This is a genomic window from Brevibacterium sp. CBA3109 (genome assembly GCF_040256645.1).
In the GTDB taxonomy this organism is placed as follows: Bacteria; Actinomycetota; Actinomycetes; order Actinomycetales; family Brevibacteriaceae; genus Brevibacterium; species Brevibacterium koreense.
Map to the genome: position 1 here is coordinate 1140674 of NZ_CP158281.1, position 21796 is coordinate 1162469.

The 21796-nt window shown below is 62.8% G+C and carries 20 protein-coding genes and 1 tRNA gene; 10 read left to right on the forward strand and 11 right to left on the reverse strand.

Features of this window, described 5'->3' with window-relative positions:
- Positions 1–28: 28 nt before the first annotated feature.
- A complete protein-coding gene (locus tag AAFP32_RS05290; protein ID WP_350270917.1) occupies positions 29–1066 on the reverse strand; it encodes a DUF559 domain-containing protein in 1038 nt (345 codons plus the stop codon).
- Positions 1067–1585: 519 nt separating this feature from the next.
- On the opposite strand from AAFP32_RS05290, the gene AAFP32_RS05295 reads away from it, so the two are divergent.
- The 5 genes from AAFP32_RS05295 to AAFP32_RS05315 all read left to right on the forward strand — a co-directional run bounded on the left by AAFP32_RS05295 (position 1586) and on the right by AAFP32_RS05315 (position 6310).
- Positions 1586–2077, forward strand: a complete 492-nt coding sequence (locus AAFP32_RS05295) for an FtsB family cell division protein (RefSeq protein WP_350270918.1) — start codon at positions 1586–1588, stop codon at positions 2075–2077.
- Positions 2077–2607 carry a DUF501 domain-containing protein gene (locus AAFP32_RS05300; protein ID WP_350270919.1) on the forward strand — a complete coding sequence of 177 codons (531 nt, stop codon included), beginning with the start codon at positions 2077–2079 and terminating at the stop codon, positions 2605–2607. Before AAFP32_RS05295 ends, AAFP32_RS05300 begins: the two co-directional genes overlap by 1 nt.
- Positions 2608–2616: 9 nt before the next feature.
- Entirely contained in the window at positions 2617–3564 is a 948-nt protein-coding gene (locus AAFP32_RS05305) for a Ppx/GppA phosphatase family protein (protein ID WP_350270920.1), read from the forward strand.
- Positions 3565–3665: 101 nt separating this feature from the next.
- A complete protein-coding gene (locus AAFP32_RS05310; protein WP_350270921.1) occupies positions 3666–4856 on the forward strand; it encodes a S8 family peptidase in 1191 nt (396 codons plus the stop codon).
- An 80-nt stretch (positions 4857–4936) separates the two neighbouring features.
- The gene (locus AAFP32_RS05315) at positions 4937–6310 is read left to right on the forward strand and encodes an NAD(P)/FAD-dependent oxidoreductase (RefSeq protein ID WP_350270922.1); all 1374 of its coding nucleotides are present in this window, start codon (positions 4937–4939) and stop codon (positions 6308–6310) included.
- A gap of 127 nt (positions 6311–6437) precedes the next feature.
- On the opposite strand, the gene AAFP32_RS05320 is transcribed toward AAFP32_RS05315, so the two are convergent.
- From AAFP32_RS05320 to AAFP32_RS05335, 4 genes are all read right to left on the reverse strand, one after another.
- Positions 6438–6659 (reverse strand): hypothetical protein, encoded by a 222-nt coding sequence (locus AAFP32_RS05320; RefSeq protein WP_350270923.1) that lies wholly within the window; start codon positions 6657–6659, stop codon positions 6438–6440.
- A gap of 3 nt (positions 6660–6662) precedes the next feature.
- Entirely contained in the window at positions 6663–7124 is a 462-nt protein-coding gene (locus AAFP32_RS05325) for a hypothetical protein (RefSeq protein ID WP_350270924.1), read from the reverse strand.
- 71 nt (positions 7125–7195) lie between these two features.
- Positions 7196–7399: a hypothetical protein gene (locus AAFP32_RS05330; RefSeq protein WP_350270925.1), complete on the reverse strand. Its 204-nt coding sequence runs from the start codon at positions 7397–7399 to the stop codon at positions 7196–7198.
- A 31-nt stretch (positions 7400–7430) separates the two neighbouring features.
- Positions 7431–7504: transfer RNA gene (locus AAFP32_RS05335), tRNA-Leu, on the reverse strand.
- 77 nt (positions 7505–7581) lie between these two features.
- On the opposite strand from AAFP32_RS05335, the gene AAFP32_RS05340 reads away from it, so the two are divergent.
- Positions 7582–8904, forward strand: coding sequence for an MFS transporter (locus AAFP32_RS05340; protein ID WP_350270926.1), 1323 nt, complete (start codon positions 7582–7584; stop codon positions 8902–8904).
- A 104-nt stretch (positions 8905–9008) separates the two neighbouring features.
- Positions 9009–9911 (forward strand): polyphosphate kinase 2, encoded by a 903-nt coding sequence (gene ppk2 / locus AAFP32_RS05345; RefSeq protein WP_127362889.1) that lies wholly within the window; start codon positions 9009–9011, stop codon positions 9909–9911.
- A 153-nt stretch (positions 9912–10064) separates the two neighbouring features.
- On the opposite strand, the gene AAFP32_RS05350 is transcribed toward ppk2, so the two are convergent.
- From AAFP32_RS05350 to AAFP32_RS05370, 5 genes are all read right to left on the reverse strand, one after another.
- Positions 10065–11114 (reverse strand): TIGR01906 family membrane protein, encoded by a 1050-nt coding sequence (locus AAFP32_RS05350; RefSeq protein WP_350270927.1) that lies wholly within the window; start codon positions 11112–11114, stop codon positions 10065–10067.
- Positions 11115–11245: 131 nt separating this feature from the next.
- Complete coding sequence (locus AAFP32_RS05355) at positions 11246–12172, reverse strand: AEC family transporter (protein ID WP_350270928.1); 927 nt, start codon at positions 12170–12172, stop codon at positions 11246–11248.
- Positions 12173–12276: 104 nt separating this feature from the next.
- On the reverse strand, positions 12277–12594 hold the full coding sequence (locus AAFP32_RS05360) for a hypothetical protein (protein WP_350270929.1): 318 nt from the start codon (positions 12592–12594) through the stop codon (positions 12277–12279).
- Positions 12595–12653: 59 nt separating this feature from the next.
- A complete protein-coding gene (locus tag AAFP32_RS05365) occupies positions 12654–12908 on the reverse strand; it encodes a DUF202 domain-containing protein (RefSeq protein WP_233429522.1) in 255 nt (84 codons plus the stop codon).
- A 92-nt stretch (positions 12909–13000) separates the two neighbouring features.
- Positions 13001–13381: a YidH family protein gene (locus AAFP32_RS05370; protein ID WP_350270930.1), complete on the reverse strand. Its 381-nt coding sequence runs from the start codon at positions 13379–13381 to the stop codon at positions 13001–13003.
- Between the two features lie 259 nt (positions 13382–13640).
- Here AAFP32_RS05370 and hrpA point away from each other — a divergent pair, with 259 nt between their 5' ends.
- On the forward strand, positions 13641–17987 hold the full coding sequence (gene hrpA, locus AAFP32_RS05375) for an ATP-dependent RNA helicase HrpA (protein ID WP_350270931.1): 4347 nt from the start codon (positions 13641–13643) through the stop codon (positions 17985–17987).
- A 203-nt stretch (positions 17988–18190) separates the two neighbouring features.
- Here the strand turns inward: hrpA and AAFP32_RS05380 are convergent, their stop codons facing one another.
- A complete protein-coding gene (locus AAFP32_RS05380) occupies positions 18191–18565 on the reverse strand; it encodes a hypothetical protein (RefSeq protein WP_350270932.1) in 375 nt (124 codons plus the stop codon).
- Between the two features lie 128 nt (positions 18566–18693).
- Here AAFP32_RS05380 and AAFP32_RS05385 point away from each other — a divergent pair, with 128 nt between their 5' ends.
- A complete protein-coding gene (locus AAFP32_RS05385) occupies positions 18694–20286 on the forward strand; it encodes a peptide chain release factor 3 (RefSeq protein WP_350270933.1) in 1593 nt (530 codons plus the stop codon).
- Between the two features lie 208 nt (positions 20287–20494).
- Positions 20495–21580: an inositol-3-phosphate synthase gene (locus AAFP32_RS05390; RefSeq protein ID WP_101619959.1), complete on the forward strand. Its 1086-nt coding sequence runs from the start codon at positions 20495–20497 to the stop codon at positions 21578–21580.
- Positions 21581–21796: the final 216 nt, after the last annotated feature.

Consider the following 21796-nt stretch of genomic DNA (forward strand, 5'->3'; position numbering starts at 1 on the left):
TGCGATCTCTGAGAGCATCTTCGGACAATCATTTGGTTCCCACGAGAACTCGCCTGATCTCCTCGAACTTTGACTCTTTGAACAGCTCTTTCCAGCTGATTCTGATGACTCGCCATCCTTGATCACGCAGCCATTGCTCTCTGCGCCTTTCGCGTTCGAGTTCCTCACGTGGCACTCCCGAGCCGAGATACAGCTTCCCGATTCCGTCGATTTCAACGATCAGCCGAGTTGCTCGGTGGCAGAAGTCGACGCGAACCTTTGCCCGCAGTGAGGTAGCGTCGAACTCGACTTGAGGGACGAAGCCGACGAATCCGTGTTGGAAGAATCTGACCGCGGCGATCGATTCGGCGGGGGATTCGCGACGGGCATCGGCCAGGTCGAGAGCGAGACGAACTCTCTTGGTGTTCCTCGTCTCCAGACATTGTGCCAGCGTCGCGAGGATCTTCTCCCGCGTCGTCAGGCCGCGGCGCAAAGCGTTGTCGAGCATGGAAATCGAGATATCGGGGTTGTATGTGCGAGCCACATCAATGAGCGTGCGTTCGAGCGTTGTCACCTCGGTCCCGCGAGCTTCCTGCCGGTGATGCTTCGGTATTGTCACGCCCCTGACATGGATGCTCTTGAACCTGCGGTTGACTCCGGGGCGCACTACCTCCACCTGGTGGGTGACAGGATAAGCAATAGGCAGGCCGTGGATGAGAGCAGCGGTGATGTGCGAGAACACCTCGGGTGGGGGTGAAGCAGACGACGTTCGGATTGATGCGGTTGACCCTGCGGCGGCGTCAGATTCTGCCCGACGTTCCTGTTGCCCCTGTATTTGGAATCTGACTTCGCATCGCGCCATGACTGCGGCGTCGAGCTCTGCGATCTCATCACGGATGTCTCCGTGCTCTGTGAACTCCGAATGCGTTCCTTCATCAATGCTCGCCCACAACCGCCGGTGGTCTTCCACGGCGCAGACATGTCTGACCGAATAGACGCCGCGCGACAGGCGACGAACGCAGCAGCTTCGGATACGCCGGATGTCTGCGTGAGTGAAACCGAGTCGGATGATCTGTTGTGTGGTCATAATCTTGTACATGATATTAAACGGCATCAAAAGATAAGCAAGTGCAATGATGAATATTCAACCTGTGCATAAGTCTGTGGATAGGTGTTGCTTGTGGTGGACGCGGAGAGAGGGACCAGCGAATTCCGCAGTGCTGGCGGGCATTCGAGCATGCGGCGGGGGTGCAGAAGGGGGCCGCAGATTTCGCACCCCGTACCGTGACTTTCAAATCACCCATGAGCAGCGGGAGGTTTTAGAGTCAGCGGGACTGGTAGCCGAATTACTTGTATGACGTAGAGATACAGGTAGGGCGTGGCCCCGAGGCGGAGGCGGGCACGCCACGGGCGATCGAGGCGGAGGCGGACACGCCGCAAGCGACCGAAGCGGGCATGTGACGCGACCGAAGCCGCCCGGTGGATGCCAGCTTTCGAAAAATAGAACACGCCACGACACCCAAATCCTCGCAGTCCGGATGCTGACACGGCAGACTTAGACGTGTTGCGACTGCCTTCCCCATCCCCGGTCGCAGAGGAAAGAGACATGGTTCCGAGCAAGCCTAGAAACAGCGCCCCCAAATCGGCTCAGGGCAGAGCCGCTCCCCGTCGACGCCCCACACCGGTCGTCGAGGCTCAGCCCACCGAAGACACTCGCAAACGGAAGCTGTCCTGGCAGACTGGCGTCTTCCTCCTCGTCATCGCCATCGTGCTCGTCACCTTCCTGCCCTCGATCAACTCAGCCCTCAAGCAGGCACAGCAGATAGCCGCGCTCAACAGCGAGATCGAATCGACGAAGTCCGAAGTCCAGGGTCTGGAGGAGCGGAACGAGAATCTCAAGGACCCGGCGTACATCAAACGCAAGGCGCGTAAGGACCAGTACTACGTGGAAGAGGGCAAGAACGCGGTCATCGTCACCAACCAAGAGGCGATCGACGGTGACGATTCGGATACGGACCGCCCGCAACGCAAACAAGCCTGGTACCTTGAGTTGCTGGAGTCGATTCAAGAGGTCGGCAATACCGTGGAGAAGGGCTGATGATCACAGAGTGCACCGAGGCGGACTTCGCCATCCTGAAGGACCAGCTCGGGCGGATTCCGCGCGGCGTCGTCGGGGTTGCCGCCCGCAGCACATCGGGTGAGCCTCTGGTTGTCGCCACTGCTCCCAGACTCGAGGACGGCTCGCCGTTCCCCACTACCTTCTACCTCACACATCCCGCCTTCGTCGCCGAATGCTCGCGCCTCGAGGCCTCGGGAATCATGGCCGAGTGGACCGCTGAGCTCGCCGAGGACGAAGAGCTCACAGCTGCCTACGCCAAGGCCCACTCCGCCTACCTCGCGACACGCTCCGAGATCGGTGAGGCAGCCGGCATCGCTGAGGTGACCGAGATCAAGGACTACTCCGCCGGTGGCATGCCCAACCGAGTGAAATGCCTGCACGCTCTGGTCGGACATTCCCTGGCAGTCGGGCCCGGTCTCAACCCGATCGGCGACCGCGCAATCTCCTTCATGACCGACGTCCCCACCCCGGCGGGCGCAGAGAACCCGTCGGCCGAAACAAGCGAATAGGAGAGACTCATGCGAGTTGCCGCCTTCGACTGTGGGACCAACTCCCTGCGTCTGCTCATCGCCGACGTCGATGCGCAGGGGCAGATGACCGAGCTTCGTCGCGAGACCCGGATCGTGCGCCTCGGCCAGGGAGTGGACGCGACGGGTGAGTTCGCCCCCGAAGCGCTCGAACGCACATTCACCGCAGCCCGGGAATTCGCCGAGGTGGCCACCGAGTTCTCACCGGAGAAGCTGAGATTCGTCGCCACCTCCGCCAGCCGTGATGTGAAGAATCGTGACGAATTCTCCGCAGGCATCTTCGGCATCCTGGGCGTCGTGCCCGACGTCATCACCGGTGACGAAGAGGCCCACTTGTCGTTCCTCGGCGCCACCGTCGGACACGACGCTAAGAGCGGCCCGTTCCTTGTCATGGATCTTGGCGGGGGGTCTACCGAACTGGTGCTTGGCACCGAAAGCGTCACCTCGGCGGTCAGCATGGACATCGGGTCCGTGCGCCTGACTGAACGTCACATGTCCGTCGACATCCCTGATCAGGCGCAGATCCAGGCGGCCATCGACGACATCGATGCCAACCTCGACAAGGCGGCAGAGATCGTCGATCTCGCTGCTCCGCGGACGATGATCGGAGTCGCAGGCACCGTCACCACACTGACCGCGGGAATCCTCGACCTCGACAGCTACCAGCGCGAGCGCATCCACGGCACCCATCTGCGCGTTGCAGACATCGACGGCGAAGCCAACGAACTGTTGGGCATGGGGCGTGAGGCCCGTGCGGCACTGCCATACATGCACCCCGGACGCGTCGACGTCATCGCGGCGGGGGGACTGCTGTTCGCGCGAATCGCGGCCCGCATCGACACCGCAGTCAAAGGTGTGGGAGCCGAACTCGACATCATGGTCTCGGAGACGGACATCCTCGACGGCACCGCGCTCGATCTCGCGCGCCGGCAGTCGTGAGGCCCGCCGCTGCGCGGATACCGACAGCATCCAAACGTCCACGCGCTGGACAGCGCACCGCGAAATTCGCCGTCGTCGGCTCTCTTGTGCTGGGACTGGTCATGGGCACGACTCAACCTGCCATGGCCGCGCCGGAGCCTGGCCCGGGTCAGTGGTTCATCAAGGACTACGGCATCGACGATCTGTGGAAGAAGTCCACGGGCAAAGGGGTGAAGGTCGCTGTCATCGACTCCGGAGTCAACGCCAAGCACGAAGACCTTCGCGGTGTGGTGAGCAAGTCCAAGGACTTCAGCGGACTCGACAAAGACGGCAAAACGCCGATCGGCGGCAAGACCACGATCCACCACGGTACAGCCGTAGCCGGTGTCATCGCCGGACAGGGCAAGGGCGCCGGGCCGACGGGAGTCGCCCCCGACGTCGACATCCTGTCTGCCTCGATGTGGTTGGGGCCCGACCGCCCGAAGGAATCAGGCTCCACTCGCGAGCAGGCTGACAGGGCAATCCGATGGGCCGTGGATTCCGGAGCCAAGGTCATCAACATGTCGCTGGGCTGGGACGATCCTGCCTGGCCCGCCAGCTGGGACGAATCCTTCGCCTACGCCTATGAGAAGGATGTTGTCATCGTCGCCTGTGTCGGCAACGCATCTCAGGGGGCGACTCAGGCGTGGTCGCCATCGACGGTGCCCGGAGTCATCGGCGTCGGCGGACTGGGCAGGAACGACCGTGTACAATCCGAGTCGACCGCTCCTGGAACAGCTGTGGATCTCATGGGACCAGCGGCAGACATCCCGATCCCTTACTACTCAGGCGGCTACGCAGTGGGACAAGGATGTTCTTTCGCCTCACCCATAGTCTCCGGAGTGGCAGCGCTGATCCGGGCTGACGACCCCGACCTCAGCGCCGACGAGGTCACCGCCAAACTGACCTCGACGGCCAAGCCCGTCCCCGGACACAAGGGGCAGACCAAAAAGGATAAGCCGGATCCGACCGTCGGCTGGGGTCGCCTCGATCCGAAAGCCGCGATGAAGGCGGACGTTCCGAAGACGGTGCCCAGCGCAGCGAAGGCTCTCGCCGACTGGGTGAAGATGCACAGGCGGGCGAAGTCCGACCCGGCTGAGACTGAGAATGCCACCCCAGCGCATGACGACAGCCCGAAAGCGGTCGCGCCCAAGGACGTTGTCTCATCGCAGTCGACACCCAAGTTGGGCTTCTCGGTGCTGGGTGCCGGAGGACTTATCGCGGTGATCCTCTTCGTGCTCTCCGCAGTGGTTTTCATCCGACGCCGCCGGTGATCGAACCCAGCGCTGAACCTCTGATCTGGAGCGTCGAGATGCAATTCGTGAAAGTTTTCACAAGGGCCTAGGATGGGAATATGGCACTCATCAGAAACTCAAAATTGCGTCCTCGAATCCTCGTCGTTGGTGGCGGCTACCTTGGTCTCGTTACCGCTCAGAATCTGTTGAAGAACCTCGGTCGTGGCGAAGCCACAGTGACCGTGGTCGATCCCAACCCCTACATGACCTATCTGCCGTTCCTCCCCGAGGTGGCAGCCGGGTCCATCGAACCGCGTCACGCCGTCGTGCCGCTGCGTCGCAACCTCTCCGGTGCTGAGGTCATCACCGCGAAGGTCACCTCGATCAACCACGGCGATAAGTTCGTCACCGTCGAGCCGGAGAACGATGAAGCGTTCGAGCTCGACTACGACCACATCATCATGGCCGCCGGTTCGGTGGCGCGTGCTCTGCCGATCCCCGGCCTCAAGGAGAACGCCATTGCGCTCAAGCGCATCGAGGAAGCCGTCGCACTGCGCGATCACCTCCTCAGCCGCTTGGCCGACGCCTCGCTGATGGAAGACGATGAGGAGCGTCGCAAGGCGCTGACCTTCGTCTTCGTCGGCGGCGGATTCGCCGGCATCGAACTCCTCGCCGAGCTCGAAGACGTCGTTCGGTCCGCGGTGGCTCAGTACGAGACGCTGACCGAAGCCGATGTCCGCTTCGTCCTCGTCGAAGCACTCGACCGTGTCATGCCCGAAGTCGGCGAAGCTCAGGCTCGCTGGGTCGTCGAGCACATGCGCGAACGCGGCATCGACGTGTACCTCGAGACCTTCCTCCAGGACTGCACCGACAAGCACGTCAAGCTCTCCAGCGGGGAAGAATTCGACGCCGACACCATCGTGTGGTCGGCCGGCGTCAAAGCCAACCCGATCCTCGTCGACTCAGACCTTCCGCTCGATGAGCGCGGTCGTGTGACCGTGCGCGCCGATCTGCGCATCGAGGGCGACAACGGTGTGGTCGAAGGCGCATGGGCCGCCGGTGACAACGCTGCCGTGCCTGACCTCTCCGGTGGCGGCGTGGGTGGCTACTGCGTGCCCAACGCTCAGCACGCCGTGCGCCAGGCGCCAGTGCTGGCTGCCAACGTTCTCGCCGCGCTGCGCGGAGAGACCGAGTTCAAACAGTACTTCCACAAGACCATCGGCTCCGTGGCTGGCCTCGGCCTGTACAAGGGCGTTTCGCAGATGGGCGACTTCGAAGCCCGTGGCGTCCTCGCTTGGCTGATGCACCGTGCCTACCACGGCTACGCGATTCCGACGATGGACCGCAAGGTCAAGGTCTTCGGCAACTGGATCCTCAATGCAATCGTCGGCCGCGATTCGATGCCGCTTGCCGATCTCGATGTTCCTCGGAGGAACTTCGTCGAGGCTGCCAACTCGAAGCCGGCTCCCAAGAAGGAAACCGCCAAAGCCTGAGATCTGAGTACAGGATTCGCGTCTGGTCGTCATCGTGATGTGAACCCTGATGAGGTCTGAAGAACGCCGGGAGTGCAACTGTCGCACTCCCGGCGGTTCTTGTCATTCCCTGCCTCGCGAGGTGGGCTCAGAAGGTCTGAGGGATCGGCCCGGAGAATCTGAGGTTCGAGTCCAGGTTCCTCCACCAGTGGACTGCGCCCAGACCGTCCGGCCGACGCACGTACTTCGATGGTGGTTCGCCGTTTTCCGAAGACCACTGCGGAACTGAGCTGCCCAGGGTGAGGACGAGCTCTGCAATGCCGTCAACGATGCCATCGAGTCCACAGCCGAGAACCGGGACTCGACTCAAGTGTCAATCACTGGTGATCTCCGCGAGCACCTCGGCGAGCTCGCGCAGCTCACCCGCGACGCGGTACATGCGAGTCGAACCGAAGTAGGTCCAGTTGCTCGTGATCATCGACGCACTCGCGCCATCGGTCGTGGTCGAGTACTCCTCACGGCTGAGCTGCGCCGTCCTGTCGGCGATCAGTCGCTGACGCAATTCGGGGGAGAGGCCCTCCCAGTGGTCGGCCGCCTCATAGCCGAGCTGGTGCCAATCGGCACCTGCTTCGCGGTAAGCGAGAGGGCGGTTGGACGCAGTAGCTACGGTGCTTTCTGCCTCCGGCGTCTCAGGCGCTGCGCCTCGGCCGACATCTCCCGAAGTCGCTGGAGTCGCGAAGAGAACGGCAGGTCCCGGTGTGGTGGCGACGCTGGGATCTCCCATGCCGCCGACTGTCAGAGGCGGACCCTGCGGGGTGAGCAGAACATTCGTCATGTCACCATCTTGCCTGGGCGAGCAACCGGATGCGAACCTCCCCGCTTGCCCACGTTCCGTGCGTGCGACGCTCAGATGGCGGCGAGGAACCCACGAGCCCGTTTCAGCAGCAGCGCACTCGCGACCGCGTCGAAAGAATCCAGAGATGAGTCGGTGAAGAGATGCTGGTCGCCAGGGTAGACGAAGACTACCGCCGAGGACGCCGAGCCGGCTAGGTCGCGGCCATGATGGTGAATCTCCTGTGCTTGCCTTCGGCGAATGATCAGATTGTGCACAGGGGTGAAGAGAGTGGCGGGCAGAAAAATGTCCCCCCAGTGGGACTCGAACCCACACTTGATCGATTTTAAGTCGACTGCCTCTGCCGATTGGGCTATAGGGGGATGTGCGTGCACTGCGATCGCAACGCCAGCACTCACTTTATAGCGTAACGAGGTCTGCCGCGATCCGAGACACGGCAGTGCGGCGTCCGCCGCGATCTGAGACACGACAACGGGCCCTACGTGAGACGGCTAGTCTCAAACTCATGACAGAGAATCCGCCCAGCAGACAGGCCTGGGTGATCCTCGTCATCGGAGTGCTGTCACAGATGGCGGCCACTGTCGCGATCACCGGGCCGGCCTTCCTCATTCCGTATATGCACACGGAACTCGACTACACGCTCACCCAGGCCGGTACCGTGGCCGCGGCCCCCAGCTTCGGCCTCATCGTGACTCTCATCGCCTGGGGCGCCTTCGCCGACAGGTTCGGCGAACGACTGGCGATGACCCTTGGCATCGGTCTGACGGCGGTGGCGTGCGCGCTGACAGTGCTCGTTGTCGACTCACCGGTGTGGACCGTCATCGGCATCGCCGCATCCGGTGCTGCAGCCGCCTCGGTGAACTCTGCCAGCGGTCGAGTCGTCATGGGCTGGTTCCCCCGGCATCGCCGCGGGCTCGCCATGGGAATCCGACAGATGTCTCCGCCCTTGGGCACCAGTGTGGCCGCATTGGCAATTCCGCCCATCGCCGCGGCCCACGGACTCACAGGCTACCTCTGGTTCGTCGCTGCCCTGACCGGTGCCATGACCCTCGTCTGCTTTGCCTTCGTTCGGAACCCTCCCGGTGCGGGGGCGGAGGCTGCCGTCGCAAGAACCTCTGGGGACGATGCACGACTGGCCCCCGCCCCTGAGTCAGAACCTCGGGTGGAACCAGCGAAGATGACGAATCCGTACCGGATGGATTCCTTCTTGTGGCGAATCCATGGTGTCTCCGCGCTGCTCGTCATCCCCCAGTTCGCGTTCGCCACCTACGGTCTCATCTGGCTCATCGCCAATCAGCACATCAGCGCTGGAATCGCTGGCGGCATCGTCGCCGCCTCTCAGATCGTGGGAGCTCTCGGTCGAATGGTCGTCGGTGGGCTCTCCGATCGGCTCGGCTCTCGGGTGGGGCTGCTGCGGGTCGTCGCGATCGCCGCAGTGGTCTTCGTCGCGGCGATTGCGCTGCTCTCATTGAGCCCGAAGCCGATCATCGCGTCTGTGGTGTTCATCCTGGCATCCGCGGTCTCGGTTGCTGACAACGGGCTGGCCTTCGCCTCGGTCGCAGAGGCGGCGGGCCCCCGATGGTCCGGCAAGGCGATGGGAACGCAGAACACCGGCCAGTTCGCCATGTCGGCGATCCTCGGCCCAGGATTCGGTGCTCTCATCACCGTATTCGGCTATCCGTTGTCCTTCGCGATCGTGGCGGCTGCGCCCCTGCTCAGTCTGGGGTTCATTCCGAAGCAGGACGTCGATCGGATAACCTGATGTTCAACTTCCCTCAGTACTGTGCTTGAAGACTGGTGACGATCCCGAGATCACGAGACCGATCCACCCGATACGACCGAGGCGGCCGATGATGAGGAGCGCTTGTGAACCACCTGCTCAATGAGAATCTGCGCGAATACATCGACAAACTCCGGGTAGAAGGCTATACGGTCGAGGACTCCCACACCACGGACCCGCACCTCATCGACCCGATGGGGCGAGCGGTCGAAACCTGGCGCGAAGGTTACCCGTACGCGGAGCTCATGGATCGTGAGGAATACGAGCTCGAGAAGTATCAGCTGCAGGTGGAGCTGCTGAAATTCCAATACTGGGGGCAGGACACCGACAGCAGACACGTCATCGTATTCGAGGGCCGTGACGCGGCTGGCAAGGGCGGGACGATCAAACGGTTCACCGAGCACCTCAACCCGCGAGCGGCGCGAGTCGTGGCCCTGAATAAGCCCTCGGACAAGGAAGTGGGGCAGTGGTACTTCCAGCGCTACATCAGCCACCTGCCGACCAGCGGAGAGTTCGTCATGTTCGACCGGTCCTGGTACAACCGGGCCAACGTCGAGCGGGTGATGAACTTCTGCAGTGACGAGGAGTATGAAACGTTCATGGGGCAGGCGCCGGTGTTCGAGAAGATGCTCATCGACTCGGGCATCCACGTCACGAAATTCTGGTTCTCCGTCACGCAGCGTGAGCAGCGGACTCGTTTCGCGATCCGTCAGATCGACCCGGTGCGACAATGGAAGCTCTCGCCGATGGATCTGGAATCCCTGGGCCGATGGGACGATTACACCGCGGCCAAGGAAGAGATGTTCCGTCGTACAGACACCGATCACGCCCCCTGGATCACCGTCAAGAGCAACGACAAGAAACGCGCACGGCTCAACGCCATGCGCTATTTCCTCAACCAATTCGATTACGAGGGCAAGGATCCCTCGGTTGTCTATGCACCCGATCCGATCATCGTCCGCCGCGGTCGCGACGCTGTCGACGACTGAGCAGCCGCCAACGGGTGAGCTGGACCGGCGGCCGGTGAGCCAGCTGCGGGGGTGAATGGACTGCGGCCGGGTGGAAGGGGAAAGACCACCCGGCCGACATTTGTGGAGCGGGCAGAGTCCGCAGCGTTCACTGGGGCGCGACGCCCGCCTTGCTCAGGCTTCCCGCCGAGCCTTCTTCAGTGCGCGGCGCTTCTTGTGGCCGGCGAAGCTGAGCCAGAAGAGGACGATGGCCAGAAGGACGAAGAGTCCGCCTCCGGCGATGCCCGCGTCGACCCAGAACTGGGGTGGGAACAGTCGGATGAGGGAATCGTCGCTGTAGAACTCCCAGGTCCCGTCGGAGAAGAAGATCTTGTGGAAGCCGCGGAAGAAGGTGTCCCAGCCGAGGAACGCGAGCGTGGCCGCGCCCGCCATGGCGATGATGCTGATGATGGCGCCCAAACGCAGTCCGACGTGGAAGCCCGTGCCGTGCCTGCGTGACATGTAGAGGCCGAAGAGAACCGCACCGATGAGGCCGATCAGCGCAATCAGGTACAGCAGTGAGATGAGGCCCTTGACGTCGGCCATGTGACCCAATTCTTCGGAGATGAAGATGGGCTCGCCGTTGGGCATGATCACATCGGCGAGGTAGCGCCGAGAGTCGAGGTTCGCCAGGTAGTCGATGACGTATGTGCCGTAATGTTCGCGGTCGGCGCTGCCGAAGCCGAACTGGTCAGCCGGGAAGCCGGGGCGGAAGTACTCGAACTTGAGGAACACCCCCGAGGCCACGAAGCGTACCGCCAGGGCCAGCAGAATGAATGGCGTCGCCAATGTGATCCAGATGGTGCCGATGATATCGAGGACACTGCGGCGCCGCTCGGGCACATCGGGGTCTCGGGTCTCGGTCGACGTCGCGGCCTGTGTCACGGCGGCCCAGTCCGCTTCGCTCATCACCGCGGTCCGGGAATTGGCCGGGACCTCCCGGGTTCTGGCGGTCTCGGCAGGATTCGAAGAATGGGCGGGCGCAACGCGCACCGGCCCGGTCGAAGGCTTGGGCTCGTCCTTGGCGATCGGCTCCCGGATCGGGTCGAACGCCTCGGTGTCGGTCGAAGGATCGTTCGCGGCCTCCAGAGGATGTTCCGTCTGCTTTTCGGCATCACTACCCGATCCTGAACTCATCCGTCTGCTCAGGAGGTCTTCGGTCTCGTTCTTCTCGTCTCCAGCCACGTTCCCATTGTCATTGACCCGGACGGGCAAGCGGGCTCCGACACGCCACAGACCGCCAGATCACCGAGGCGACCGGGATCGCCGAGGTGGCTCGCCGTCTTTGAATTCTGCCCCGCAGTCCGCCTGGATGGTCAGCCCAGCAGGGCTGCGATGATGACGAGAGTCGGCACAGCCAGCACGGTTGTGATGAAGACCGCATCGCGCATGAGGGCCTCGGACTGTCTGTACTGCATGGAGTAGATGTAGACGTTCTGTGCCGTCGGCAGCGCCGAAGTGACGACGATGGCGAAGAGTGCGATGCCGGAATAACCCAGCAGAGGGCCACCGATGACCCAGGCCAGCACCGGTTGGATGACCTGCTTGGCGATCGTGATGTACGTCAGCTGCTTCCTAGTCCCCGGTGCGGGCAGCGCCCACCCGTCCTTGAGTGAGATGCCGAAGGCCAGCAGTGCTCCGGGAACTGCCGTGGCGCCGATCATGTCTATGGGCTCGAAGATGAAGCGCGGAAGTTCGAATCCCGTCGCCGAGGCGGCCACACCTGCTGCAGCACCGAGGACAATAGGGTTCCGGAGGACGGGGAGCACGCCCGAGTACCAACGCTGATCGTGTTTCTTCTTGCCAGCGGCGTCGAGAACGGCCATGCCGATGGGCGCGAGGATGAGCAGCTGGAACAACAGGACGGGTGCGACATATCCGATGTCGTGGAGCACGTAGGCTGCAATCGGGATGCCGAGATTGCCGATGTTGACGTAGCTGACAGCCCAGGCGGAGAACATCGCCTCGCCGGTGCTGCGTCTGCGGATGTAGCGGGTGAGGACGAAGAGCAGCAGGCCCACGATCACCGCGGACCCGCCTGTGGCCAGGAGCGCTGTATTGAAGATCAGGCCCAGGTCGGTATCGGCAACAGTGACGTAGAGAAGTGCTGGGGTGCCGGCGTAGAAGACGAGTTTTGCGATGACCTGCTGGCCAGTGGGCCCGAGGACCTCGGATCGTCCCAGCATGAATCCGACCAGGATGACACCTGCGATGACGGCGAAGCCTTCGAAGACAGCCAGCATGAGCTACCTGTGGTCCTCGCTTTCGGGATCAGTCGGCTGAGGCCGAGGCAGACTCTTGTGACAGGTCAGGAAGCCGCGGCCGAGGCGGGGGAGTGGTAGCCGGTTCAGTTGGTTTCGGCAGAGTCGACGGCCATGTAGGCGACCGCAGCATTGGCGGCGGCGACGCTGAGTACTGCGGGCCACGCACCGATCTTCTTCGCCAGGGGGTGCGAGGCTCCGAACCCACCGAGGTAGCCTAGGGTCAGCGCCGTGCCGATGGGCCAGCCCTGCTTGGTGAACCAGGTGCGGGCGGCGTAGGCGCCGGCCGCTGCGAGCACGACCCCACCAAGGGGACGGATCCCGGTCTCGCGAGCGGTCAGAAATCCGCCGACCAGGCCAACGGCAACAAGTGGGGCGGTCGAAACTTCACGTGCGTCCTTCATACAGCCCAGTTTAGGCAACGTCGGTCGGCACCCGGACAGCGGTCTCACAACGAGGACGGTCAACCGACGGTGATCTTGAGGACCGAGGCGATCCCGAGAGCTGCGATGAGGCAAACCGAACATGTGAGGAAGATGACCGCCCAAGGAGTCGGGCGGCCTCGTTCGGCACGAATGGACACTGCTCCGAGGCGGTAGCGCCTGACCTGCATGGCGATCGCGGCAATCGCCAACGTGATGCAGACGACGAAGACCACGACGGACAGGCCTTCGAACACATTGATCCAGCGGATGAAGAGCAGACTGACAACCGTCATCGTCAGACTGGTGCGAAGCCAAGACTGTGTCGTCCTCTCGGGCTGCAGACCCGGATCGGTATGGGGCTGGGGCCGCCTGGGACGCGGCGTGTTCACAGGACTCCGGCGAAGACCAGGACGAGGAGGCCCGCACCCAGTGCGGACGCGAGGCTGACGATGGGAATGATGAGGGGCAGCGGCAGCGAGGTCTTGTGCCGCATGGCCGTTTCGATGCGGTGCCATCTGAAGGCGGCACCGCCGGCCAGGATGAAGCCGATGGTCATGAGCACGATCGACAGGGTCGCCCGCAGCCCGGAGGTGAATATCGCCGAGGTGAAGGCTTCGACCGCAATACCACCACCGATAAACGCCAGTGCTGTGCGGATCCACGACAGAAAGGTACGTTCGTTGGCGAGGGTGAAACGCGGATCGGGATCCTCGCCGTCGGGAAACATCCGTCTGGCGATCCTGCCGCGTGAGTCATCGGAGGTCACATATCGAGGATAGCCGCTGTGGTCGAAAAGCCAGCCACTGTGCGACGATTTCAGCCGCCGTTCCTCTGCGAGAGCCTCGACGTCCGGGTCGGACTCGGCGCCGCGAATGCGTGCTTCTTCGCCGCTCCGGCTACCCCCGAGGATCAACACTGGGATGCCTGCATCACCGGATCGCGGACACCGACAGGCAACGCTCGTGAACGTCACGCAGTTGAGTGCGCCCGTACCGCTGGGGGCAGACGTTAAGCTGGGAACTGAAATGGCACATGAGAACTCAGCATCGTCACCCCCGCGCACCGACGGATCGTCCCCGCGCGGCGAAACGCGCTCCCCGCAGACCGAAGCGCAGTCCCCCCGCAGAGTCGCGAAATCCGACAAGGACGGGCAATCTGCGAAGCGCTCGCCTCGGCGGAAGAACCAGCGGCACAAGAACACCGGCGCCGGTCATCGCGATCGCCGGGCCCGGCTGGCAGCTGCCCGCCAGTCACAGTCCGTCGACGTCACCTACCCGGCGAACCTGCCGGTCTCCGCTGCGAAGGACGAGATCGCCGCGGCCATCCGCGACAACCAGGTCGTCATCGTCGCCGGTGAGACGGGGTCGGGCAAGACCACCCAGCTGCCCAAGATCTGCCTCGAGCTGGGGCTGGGAGTCAACGGGCTGATCGGGCACACACAGCCTCGGCGAATCGCTGCCAGGACCGTGGCCGATCGCATCGCCGACGAGCTTGGTGAGGATCTCGGTGGGACCATCGGCTACCAAGTGCGGTTCACCGCGCAGGTTGCCGAATCGACCCGGGTGAAGGTCATGACCGACGGCATCCTGCTCGCAGAGCTGTCTCGGGACAAACTGCTGCGCGACTATGAAGTCATCATCATCGACGAGGCGCACGAGCGCAGTCTCAACATCGATTTCCTGCTCGGCTATCTCAAGGAAGTGATGGGGAAGCGGCCCGAGCTCAAGGTCATCATCACCTCGGCGACAATCGATCCGGAGTCCTTCGCCGCGCATTTCGACGATGCTCCGATCATCGAGGTCGAAGGCCGAACCTATCCGGTCGAGGTGCGCTACCGTCCGCTGATCGACGACGAGGAAGACGACGACGTCGATGGACCAGGAGAGTCGGGCAGCTACGAAACGGGGCCCGAGGAACAGACCGAAGGCATCATCGCAGCCTTCGACGAACTCAGTACCGAAGATCCCGGGGACATCCTCGTATTCCTCTCCGGGGAACGCGAGATCCGCGACACCGCCGATGCCCTCGAGGCTCACCTGCGGGGGCGTCCACGCCTGAGCAATTGGGAAGTCGTGCCGCTCTTCGCCCGCCTCTCCGCCGGCGAACAGCAGAAGGTCTTCAAACCCCATTCCAGGCCTCGCCTCGTGCTGGCCACGAACGTCGCTGAAACCTCACTGACCGTACCCGGCATCAAATACGTCATCGACGTCGGCACCGCCCGAATCTCCCGGTACTCCAACCGCACCCGCGTCCAACGTCTGCCGATCGAGCGCATCTCCCAGGCGAGTGCGAATCAGCGCAAGGGCCGGTCCGGTCGGACCAGCGACGGCATCTGCATTCGTCTGTATTCGCAAGACGACTTCGATTCGCGACCCGAGTTCACCGATCCCGAGATTCTGCGCACAAACTTAGCCAGCGTCATCCTGCAGATGGCTGACCTCGGGTTCGCGTCGAGTGACAAAGAGATCCTCGAATTCCCGTTCCTCACGCCGCCAGAAGCCAAGGCCGTCCGTGACGGGCGCACCATGCTTTCCGAACTGGGAGCCTTGACCAGCGATAAGGCCGGAACGATCACGGTCACACCGACCGGTCGGCAGCTGTCGCTGCTCCCGATCGACCCGAGACTGGCGCGTATGGTCATCGCCGGCGCCGAGGCGGGATGTGGGGGAGAGGTCACCATCATCGTGGCCGCACTGTCCATCCAGGACCCCCGCGAACGCCCCACCGAGGTGCGCGCGGCCGCCGATGAGAAGCACGCCCGCTTCACCCACCCGGGCAGCGACTTCCTCTCCTATCTCAATCTGTGGAATTACCTGGACGATCAGCAGTCGGCCCTGACGAGCTCGAAGTTCCGCCGCCAGTGCAAGGCCGAGTTCCTCAACTTCGTGCGCATACGCGAATGGCAGGACCTCGTCGGCCAGCTGCGCTCCCTGCTCGGGTCCGCCGGCATCCGCGTCAACAAGTCCGTGTGGCGCCCGGTCGACGCGTCTGCTGTCGACAATGCGGGATCCTCCGGATCGACCTCCGGGATTCAGGGCCGTAGCGAGGCGGGTTCTGGATCTGCCTCGACTGCGAAGGGATCGAAGGCGACCGGTGCGAAAGCGACCGCGTCGAACGCTGCCGCAGCGACGACAGGGCCGAAGAGCGCCAATGGCAAGGTCGGGTTCGCCGAACTCAGTGCACAGAAACGCAGCGCGAAGAAGAACAGCGGGCAGGACGCTGAGAAGGGCTCCGGGCAGAGTGCCGCCAGTGCGAGGCTCGACCCGCATGCCGCGGCCATTCACCGTGCGCTGCTGTCCGGGCTGCTGTCGATGATCGGAGTCAGGTCAGAGCGGAACAAGGACTATCAGGGAACCCGAGGCACCCGCTTCGCGATCTTCCCCGGTTCGGGCCTGTTCAAGAACAAGCCCGACTTCGTCATGGCCGCCGAACTCGTCGAAACGTCCAGGCTATGGGCGCGCACCGTCTCAGCGATCGAACCCGACTGGGTCGTCGAAGCAGCCGGTGACCTGGTGACCAGGCAGTACTCGGACCCGCACTGGTCGAAGAAAGCCGGCGGCTCGATGGTCTATGAGAAGATCTCGCTCTACGGCGTCACCCTTGTGACCGACCGCCGCGTCGGATACGGCACCTTCGACCAGGAGGCCGCACGTGACATGTTCATTCGCAAGGGCCTCATCGAAGGTGACTGGCACGAACACTTCGGATTCCTCGACCACAATGCACTCGTCATCGATGAGGCAGAAGCGCTGGCCTCACGCACACGCAACCGACGGGTCCTCGACCAGGACGATGCGCTCTTCGAGTTCTACGATGAACGGATTCCGACAACGACCACCTCGGCGGCGGACTTCCGGGCCTGGTGGAAGAAGCAGAAGCGTCGCGACTCGCACCTGCTGGATCTGACCACGTCGATCCTGCTCAGTGACGACAGCGAGGAACTGACCGCCTCGGTGGCCGATGATTTCCCGATGGAATGGGAACTGGTCGACGGTTCGATGGCGAAGCTGCGGTACTCCTTCGAACCGGGCAGCACCGAGGACGGGGTGACCGTTGAGTTGCCCGCAGCCGCCGTGCCCCTGGTGGATTCCGATGAATTCTCCTGGCAGGTCCCGGGGCTGCGTGAGGAACTCGTCGCCGCCTACATTCGGTCACTGCCGAAGAACAAACGCCGCTACTTCGTGCCCGCACCGGACGTCGCCCGCGACATCCTGCCCGTGCTCACTCCCTATCGCGGGGCGCTGCCCGAGGTGCTTGCCGCTCATCTGAGCGAACGTGCAGGCGGGGGAGGCCTGAATGACCTCGTGCCCATCACCGTGAGCGCCGAGGACTTCGACCGGGATCGGATCCCACCGCACCTGCGGATCCGCTTCCGCGTCATCGACGGGACCACCACAGTGGGTATCGGCGAGGACCTGACCACGCTGACGGCAACGGCCAAACCCCAGGTGCGCAAGGCTCGGGCGAAGCAAGTTTCGTTCACTGCCGAAACCGGGCTGACCTCGTGGTCGTTCGGCGCGCTGACCAGCCCGGACGAGGCGGAAGTCGGTGCTGTGCCGGGTCTGGTCGACCGTGGCACCAGTGTCGACCTCATCGCCTTCGACACCGCCGCCCAGGCGCGTCTGGCCTCACGCGAGGCACTGATCACCTTGCTGAGCCTGCGCACGAACGAGGCACTGAAATACCTGCGAGACGGACTGACAACCGATGAGAAACTCGTCCTCGCCGGTCACCAGAAATCCTCGGACGAGTTGCTCCACGCACTCATCAGGGCTGGGATCCGCAATGTCGTCGAGGCCGAACTGGGACCAGCAGAGACCGCTTGGGTGGCAGATGCCGACGAATTCGGGCGGCTTGAAACCGCCATGCAGGCGACGCTGACCGAGATGTGCTCGAGCCTGCTGCCTCATCTGATGAAGGCGCTGCGGTCGGCGACCGAGCTCGACCGGCTTGTGTCGAAGGCCTCGTCCCTGGCGATCCTGTCAAACCTCGCCGATGTCCAGGCATGGCGCGGTTCGCGAGTCACGGGAGAGTCTGTGGCCGCGATGACCGGGCAGATGGTTCGCGATCTGCCGCGATGGGTGCAGGCGGAGGTGGTGCGTATCGAAGGAATGCAGAACTCGCCGATGCGTGACAAACAGCTCATGGACCGCCTCAGTGGCAGCGCAGAAGCGGTGACGAAGAAGGTCGGAAACAGGTTCCCCGATCTGGTCAAGGCGGACTGGTCACAGACTGTGGTCTCGGTGCCCAGCCAGTGGCGGGAGACGATCATCATGCTCGAAGAGCTGCGCGTCAGCCTCTACGCGAACTCACTGGGTACTGCCCACCCGGTGTCGGAGAAGAGGATCGCGAAAGCCCTCGCGCAGTTGTGATGAGCCGCGGCTGTGGCCGTGCCTGTGGCTGGGGCGGTGCCTGTGGCTGGGGCGGGCACGCACCCCGCGCCGTTAGTCTCTCAATGTACCTTTGCAACGAGAGGTTTAGGTGCTGCGGGTGTGGGGTGCGAAACTCACGGGAGGAAGTGACACTGCGGGTAGGTAACGTCGCTATGTGCAGGACTTGGCACCGGAAGCCGCGGCTATGCGGAGGCGTTGGTGAAGTAGCCGGCGAACAGCCACCATATCGGGAGGATGGCCGCAGCCAGGAAGGCGGCGGCGGACCACCAGATACGCCACTTCCAGGTGCGTCTGCGGGTGCCGATGAACAGGAACGCGAGGTAGAAGACGAGGCAGAATGCACCGGAGAGGCTGAGCATCACCATGCTGAAGGCTTCCCACCCGGAGGTCCCGATGTCGAAGATGTACTTCGTGACCTGCGCGATCGAAAGTGAGAACTTGATCGCCAACACCAGGAAGGGGACGCCGAGGATCGCCGCGAGAATCAGCGGCAGGGCCTTGAGCAGTCGTTCCTTCGGTTCGGAGCGTCCGGCGTATTCAACAAATTCCTCATTCATCGCCACCCAGCATAAACGCAGAATCCGACAGGACGCTGGATGCCTCCGCGGAACCGCATACGCACACCGAACACAACTGTGACTGACCGGACACACGTTCAGGGACAGAAGAGAGATAAGATATTTTGGTGACTTCTGGCCAGTATTCTGACAAGGACATTCGAACCCAGGCGGCTCGCCGTCGGACGTTCGCTGTCATTTCGCACCCCGACGCGGGTAAATCGACGACCACCGAGGCGCTCGCCCTGCACGCGCGAGCCATCGGCAAGGCCGGCGCGACCCATGGCAAGGCCGGTCGCCGCGCCACTGTCTCCGACTGGATGAAGATGGAGCAGGACCGCGGCATCTCGATCTCCTCGGCCGCGCTGCAGTTCGAGTACCGGGATGCGGTCTTCAACCTCGTCGACACCCCGGGCCACGCGGACTTCTCCGAGGACACCTACCGTGTGCTCTCCGCCGTCGACTGCGCAGTGATGCTCATCGATGCGGCAAAGGGGCTCGAAGCGCAGACCATGAAGCTCTTCGAAGTCTGTGCCCACCGCAATATTCCCATCATCACCGTGATCAACAAATGGGACCGTGCCGGTCTCGACGCTCTGGAGCTCATGGATGAGGTCCAGGAACGCACCGGTCTCCTGCCCACCCCGCTGACCTGGCCCGTCGGACAGTCCGGTGACTTCAGGGGTGTTCTTGACCGTCTCACCGGTGACTACACGAAGTACGACCGCACCAATGCCGGCGCCACCATCGCCGGCGAAGAGACCTACGCAGCAGACAAGGCCATCGAGCTCGAAGGTGATGCCTGGCAAGCCGCCGTCGACGAATCCGATCTCCTCGACATGGAAGATCAGAACCACGATCAAGAGATGTTCCTGGCCGGCAAATCGACTCCGGTGATGTTCGCCTCGGCGGTGCTCAACTTCGGCATCCACAAACTCCTCGACATGCTCGTCGACCTGGCGCCTGCCGCAGAGGCCCGTCTGGACAAGAACGATGTGCCCCGCGACGTGGCCGACCCGTTCTCCGGGTTCGTCTTCAAGGTCCAGGCCGGCATGGACTCCAACCACCGCGACCGGCTGGCCTACATTCGGGTCTGTTCCGGTGTCTTCGAACGCGGCTCCGTGCTCACCCACGCTGCGACCGGCAAACCCTTCGCCACTAAGTACGCGCAGCAGGTCTTCGGCCGTGACCGTGACGTCGTAGACGAAGCATTTCCAGGAGACGTCGTCGGCCTTGTCAACGCCAGTGCTCTGCGCGTGGGCGATTCGCTCTACTTGGACAAGAAGGTCGAATTCCCCGGCATTCCGACGTTCTCTCCAGAGCACTTCATGGTCATCAAGGCCAAGGACTCCTCGAAGTACAAGCAGTTCCGCCGCGGTATCGAACAGCTCGACCACGAAGGCGTCATTCAGGTGCTGCGCTCTGACCTGCGCGGTGACCAGGCCCCTGTCCTCGGAGCTGTCGGGCCGATGCAGTTCGAGGTTGCCGAGGACCGGATGAACAACGAATTCCACGCACCCTGTGCGCTGGAGCGCCTCAACTTCTCCTTGGCTCGGCGCACCACACCGGAATGCGTGCCGACTCTGGCAAGGGAACGATCAGTTGAGGTTCTGCACCGGTCTGACGGTGAGCTGCTCGCCCTGTTCTCGGATAGGTGGCGTCTCCAAGGTGTGCAGAAGAATCACCCGGATCTGGTCTTGGAACCGCTCGTCGTCAGCTGAGCCCACACACCGCGATCGGCGGAGGCCAAACCCTCAGCCGATCACACGTCTCGCCGTTTCGACGAAGACGTCTCGCAGTTTCGACGAAGACGTCTCGCCGTTTTGACGAGGACATTAAGATGAATAGTCGGGGTCATTTCAAGGTGGCCCCAGTTGGGGAGACCTGACGCTCGGGGAGACCCGGAATGACAAAGGAGAGATCACAGACGTGGGAACGAAATCGATTCGAGTCGCGATTGCCGGATTGGGCAACTGCGCCTCTTCCCTGATCCAAGGTGTTGAGTATTACAGGGATACGGCCCCAGGAAGTAAAGTACCGGGCCTCATGCACGTTGAATTCGGCGATTATCACGTCGGTGATATCGAATTCGTTGCCGCATTTGATGTCGACGGCAAGAAAGTCGGCACCGATATTGCTGAGGCCATCACGGCCAGTGAGAACAACACGATAAAGATCGCCGACGTGCCAGCGACCGGAGTCGAGGTTCAACGCGGACCGACCCTGGACGGGCTCGGCGAGTACTACCGCGAGACCATCGTCGAATCCGATATCGAACCTGTCGACGCCGCACAGGCGCTGCGCGACGCGAAAGCCGATGTTCTCGTCTGCTACCTGCCCGTAGGTTCGCAGGAGGCCGTCGAGTACTACGCACAGGCCGCCATCGACGCGAAGGTCGCATTCGTCAATGCCCTGCCTGTCTTCATCGCCGGGACCAAGGAGTGGGACGAGAAGTTCCGTGCCGCTGGTGTGCCGATCGTCGGTGACGACATCAAGAGTCAGATCGGTGCGACCATCACTCACCGGGTGATGGCCAAACTGTTCGAAGACCGCGGCGTCGTCCTCGACCGCACGTACCAGCTCAATGTGGGCGGAAACATGGACTTCAAGAACATGCTCGAGCGAAAGCGCCTCGAGTCGAAGAAGATCTCGAAGACTCAGGCCGTGACCTCGAACACCTCGGCCGAGCTCGCTCCCCGCAACGTCCACATCGGACCCAGCGACTACATCGAGTGGCTCGACGATCGCAAATGGGCCTTCGTCCGTCTCGAGGGCCGTAACTTCGGTGATGCTCCGGTGTCGCTGGAATACAAGCTCGAAGTCTGGGACTCGCCGAACTCCGCCGGAGTCATCATCGACGCCGTCCGTGCGGCAAAGATCGGACTCGACCGCGGAATCGGCGGAGCCCTCATCTCGGCATCGTCGTACTTCATGAAGTCGCCTCCGGAACAGACGGGCGACGATTCTGCTCACGACGCAGTCGAAGCCTTCATCCAAGGAAACCTCGAACGCTGAGATGAACGCCCCAGCAGCCTGAGATTGCCGATCGCACCTTCGTGCGGTCGGCTTTCTCTTTGTCCGCAGGCGTGCACATGCTCTTGCACCAGCGCAGCGGATGTCGCAGTCGATCCAGGATATGAGATCGTCTCGCCGCAATCAGTGATCTCTATAACACTGGGCGGTGCACACAGTGTCCCCTGCCACAGATCAGTCGTGTCTCGACCACTGTAT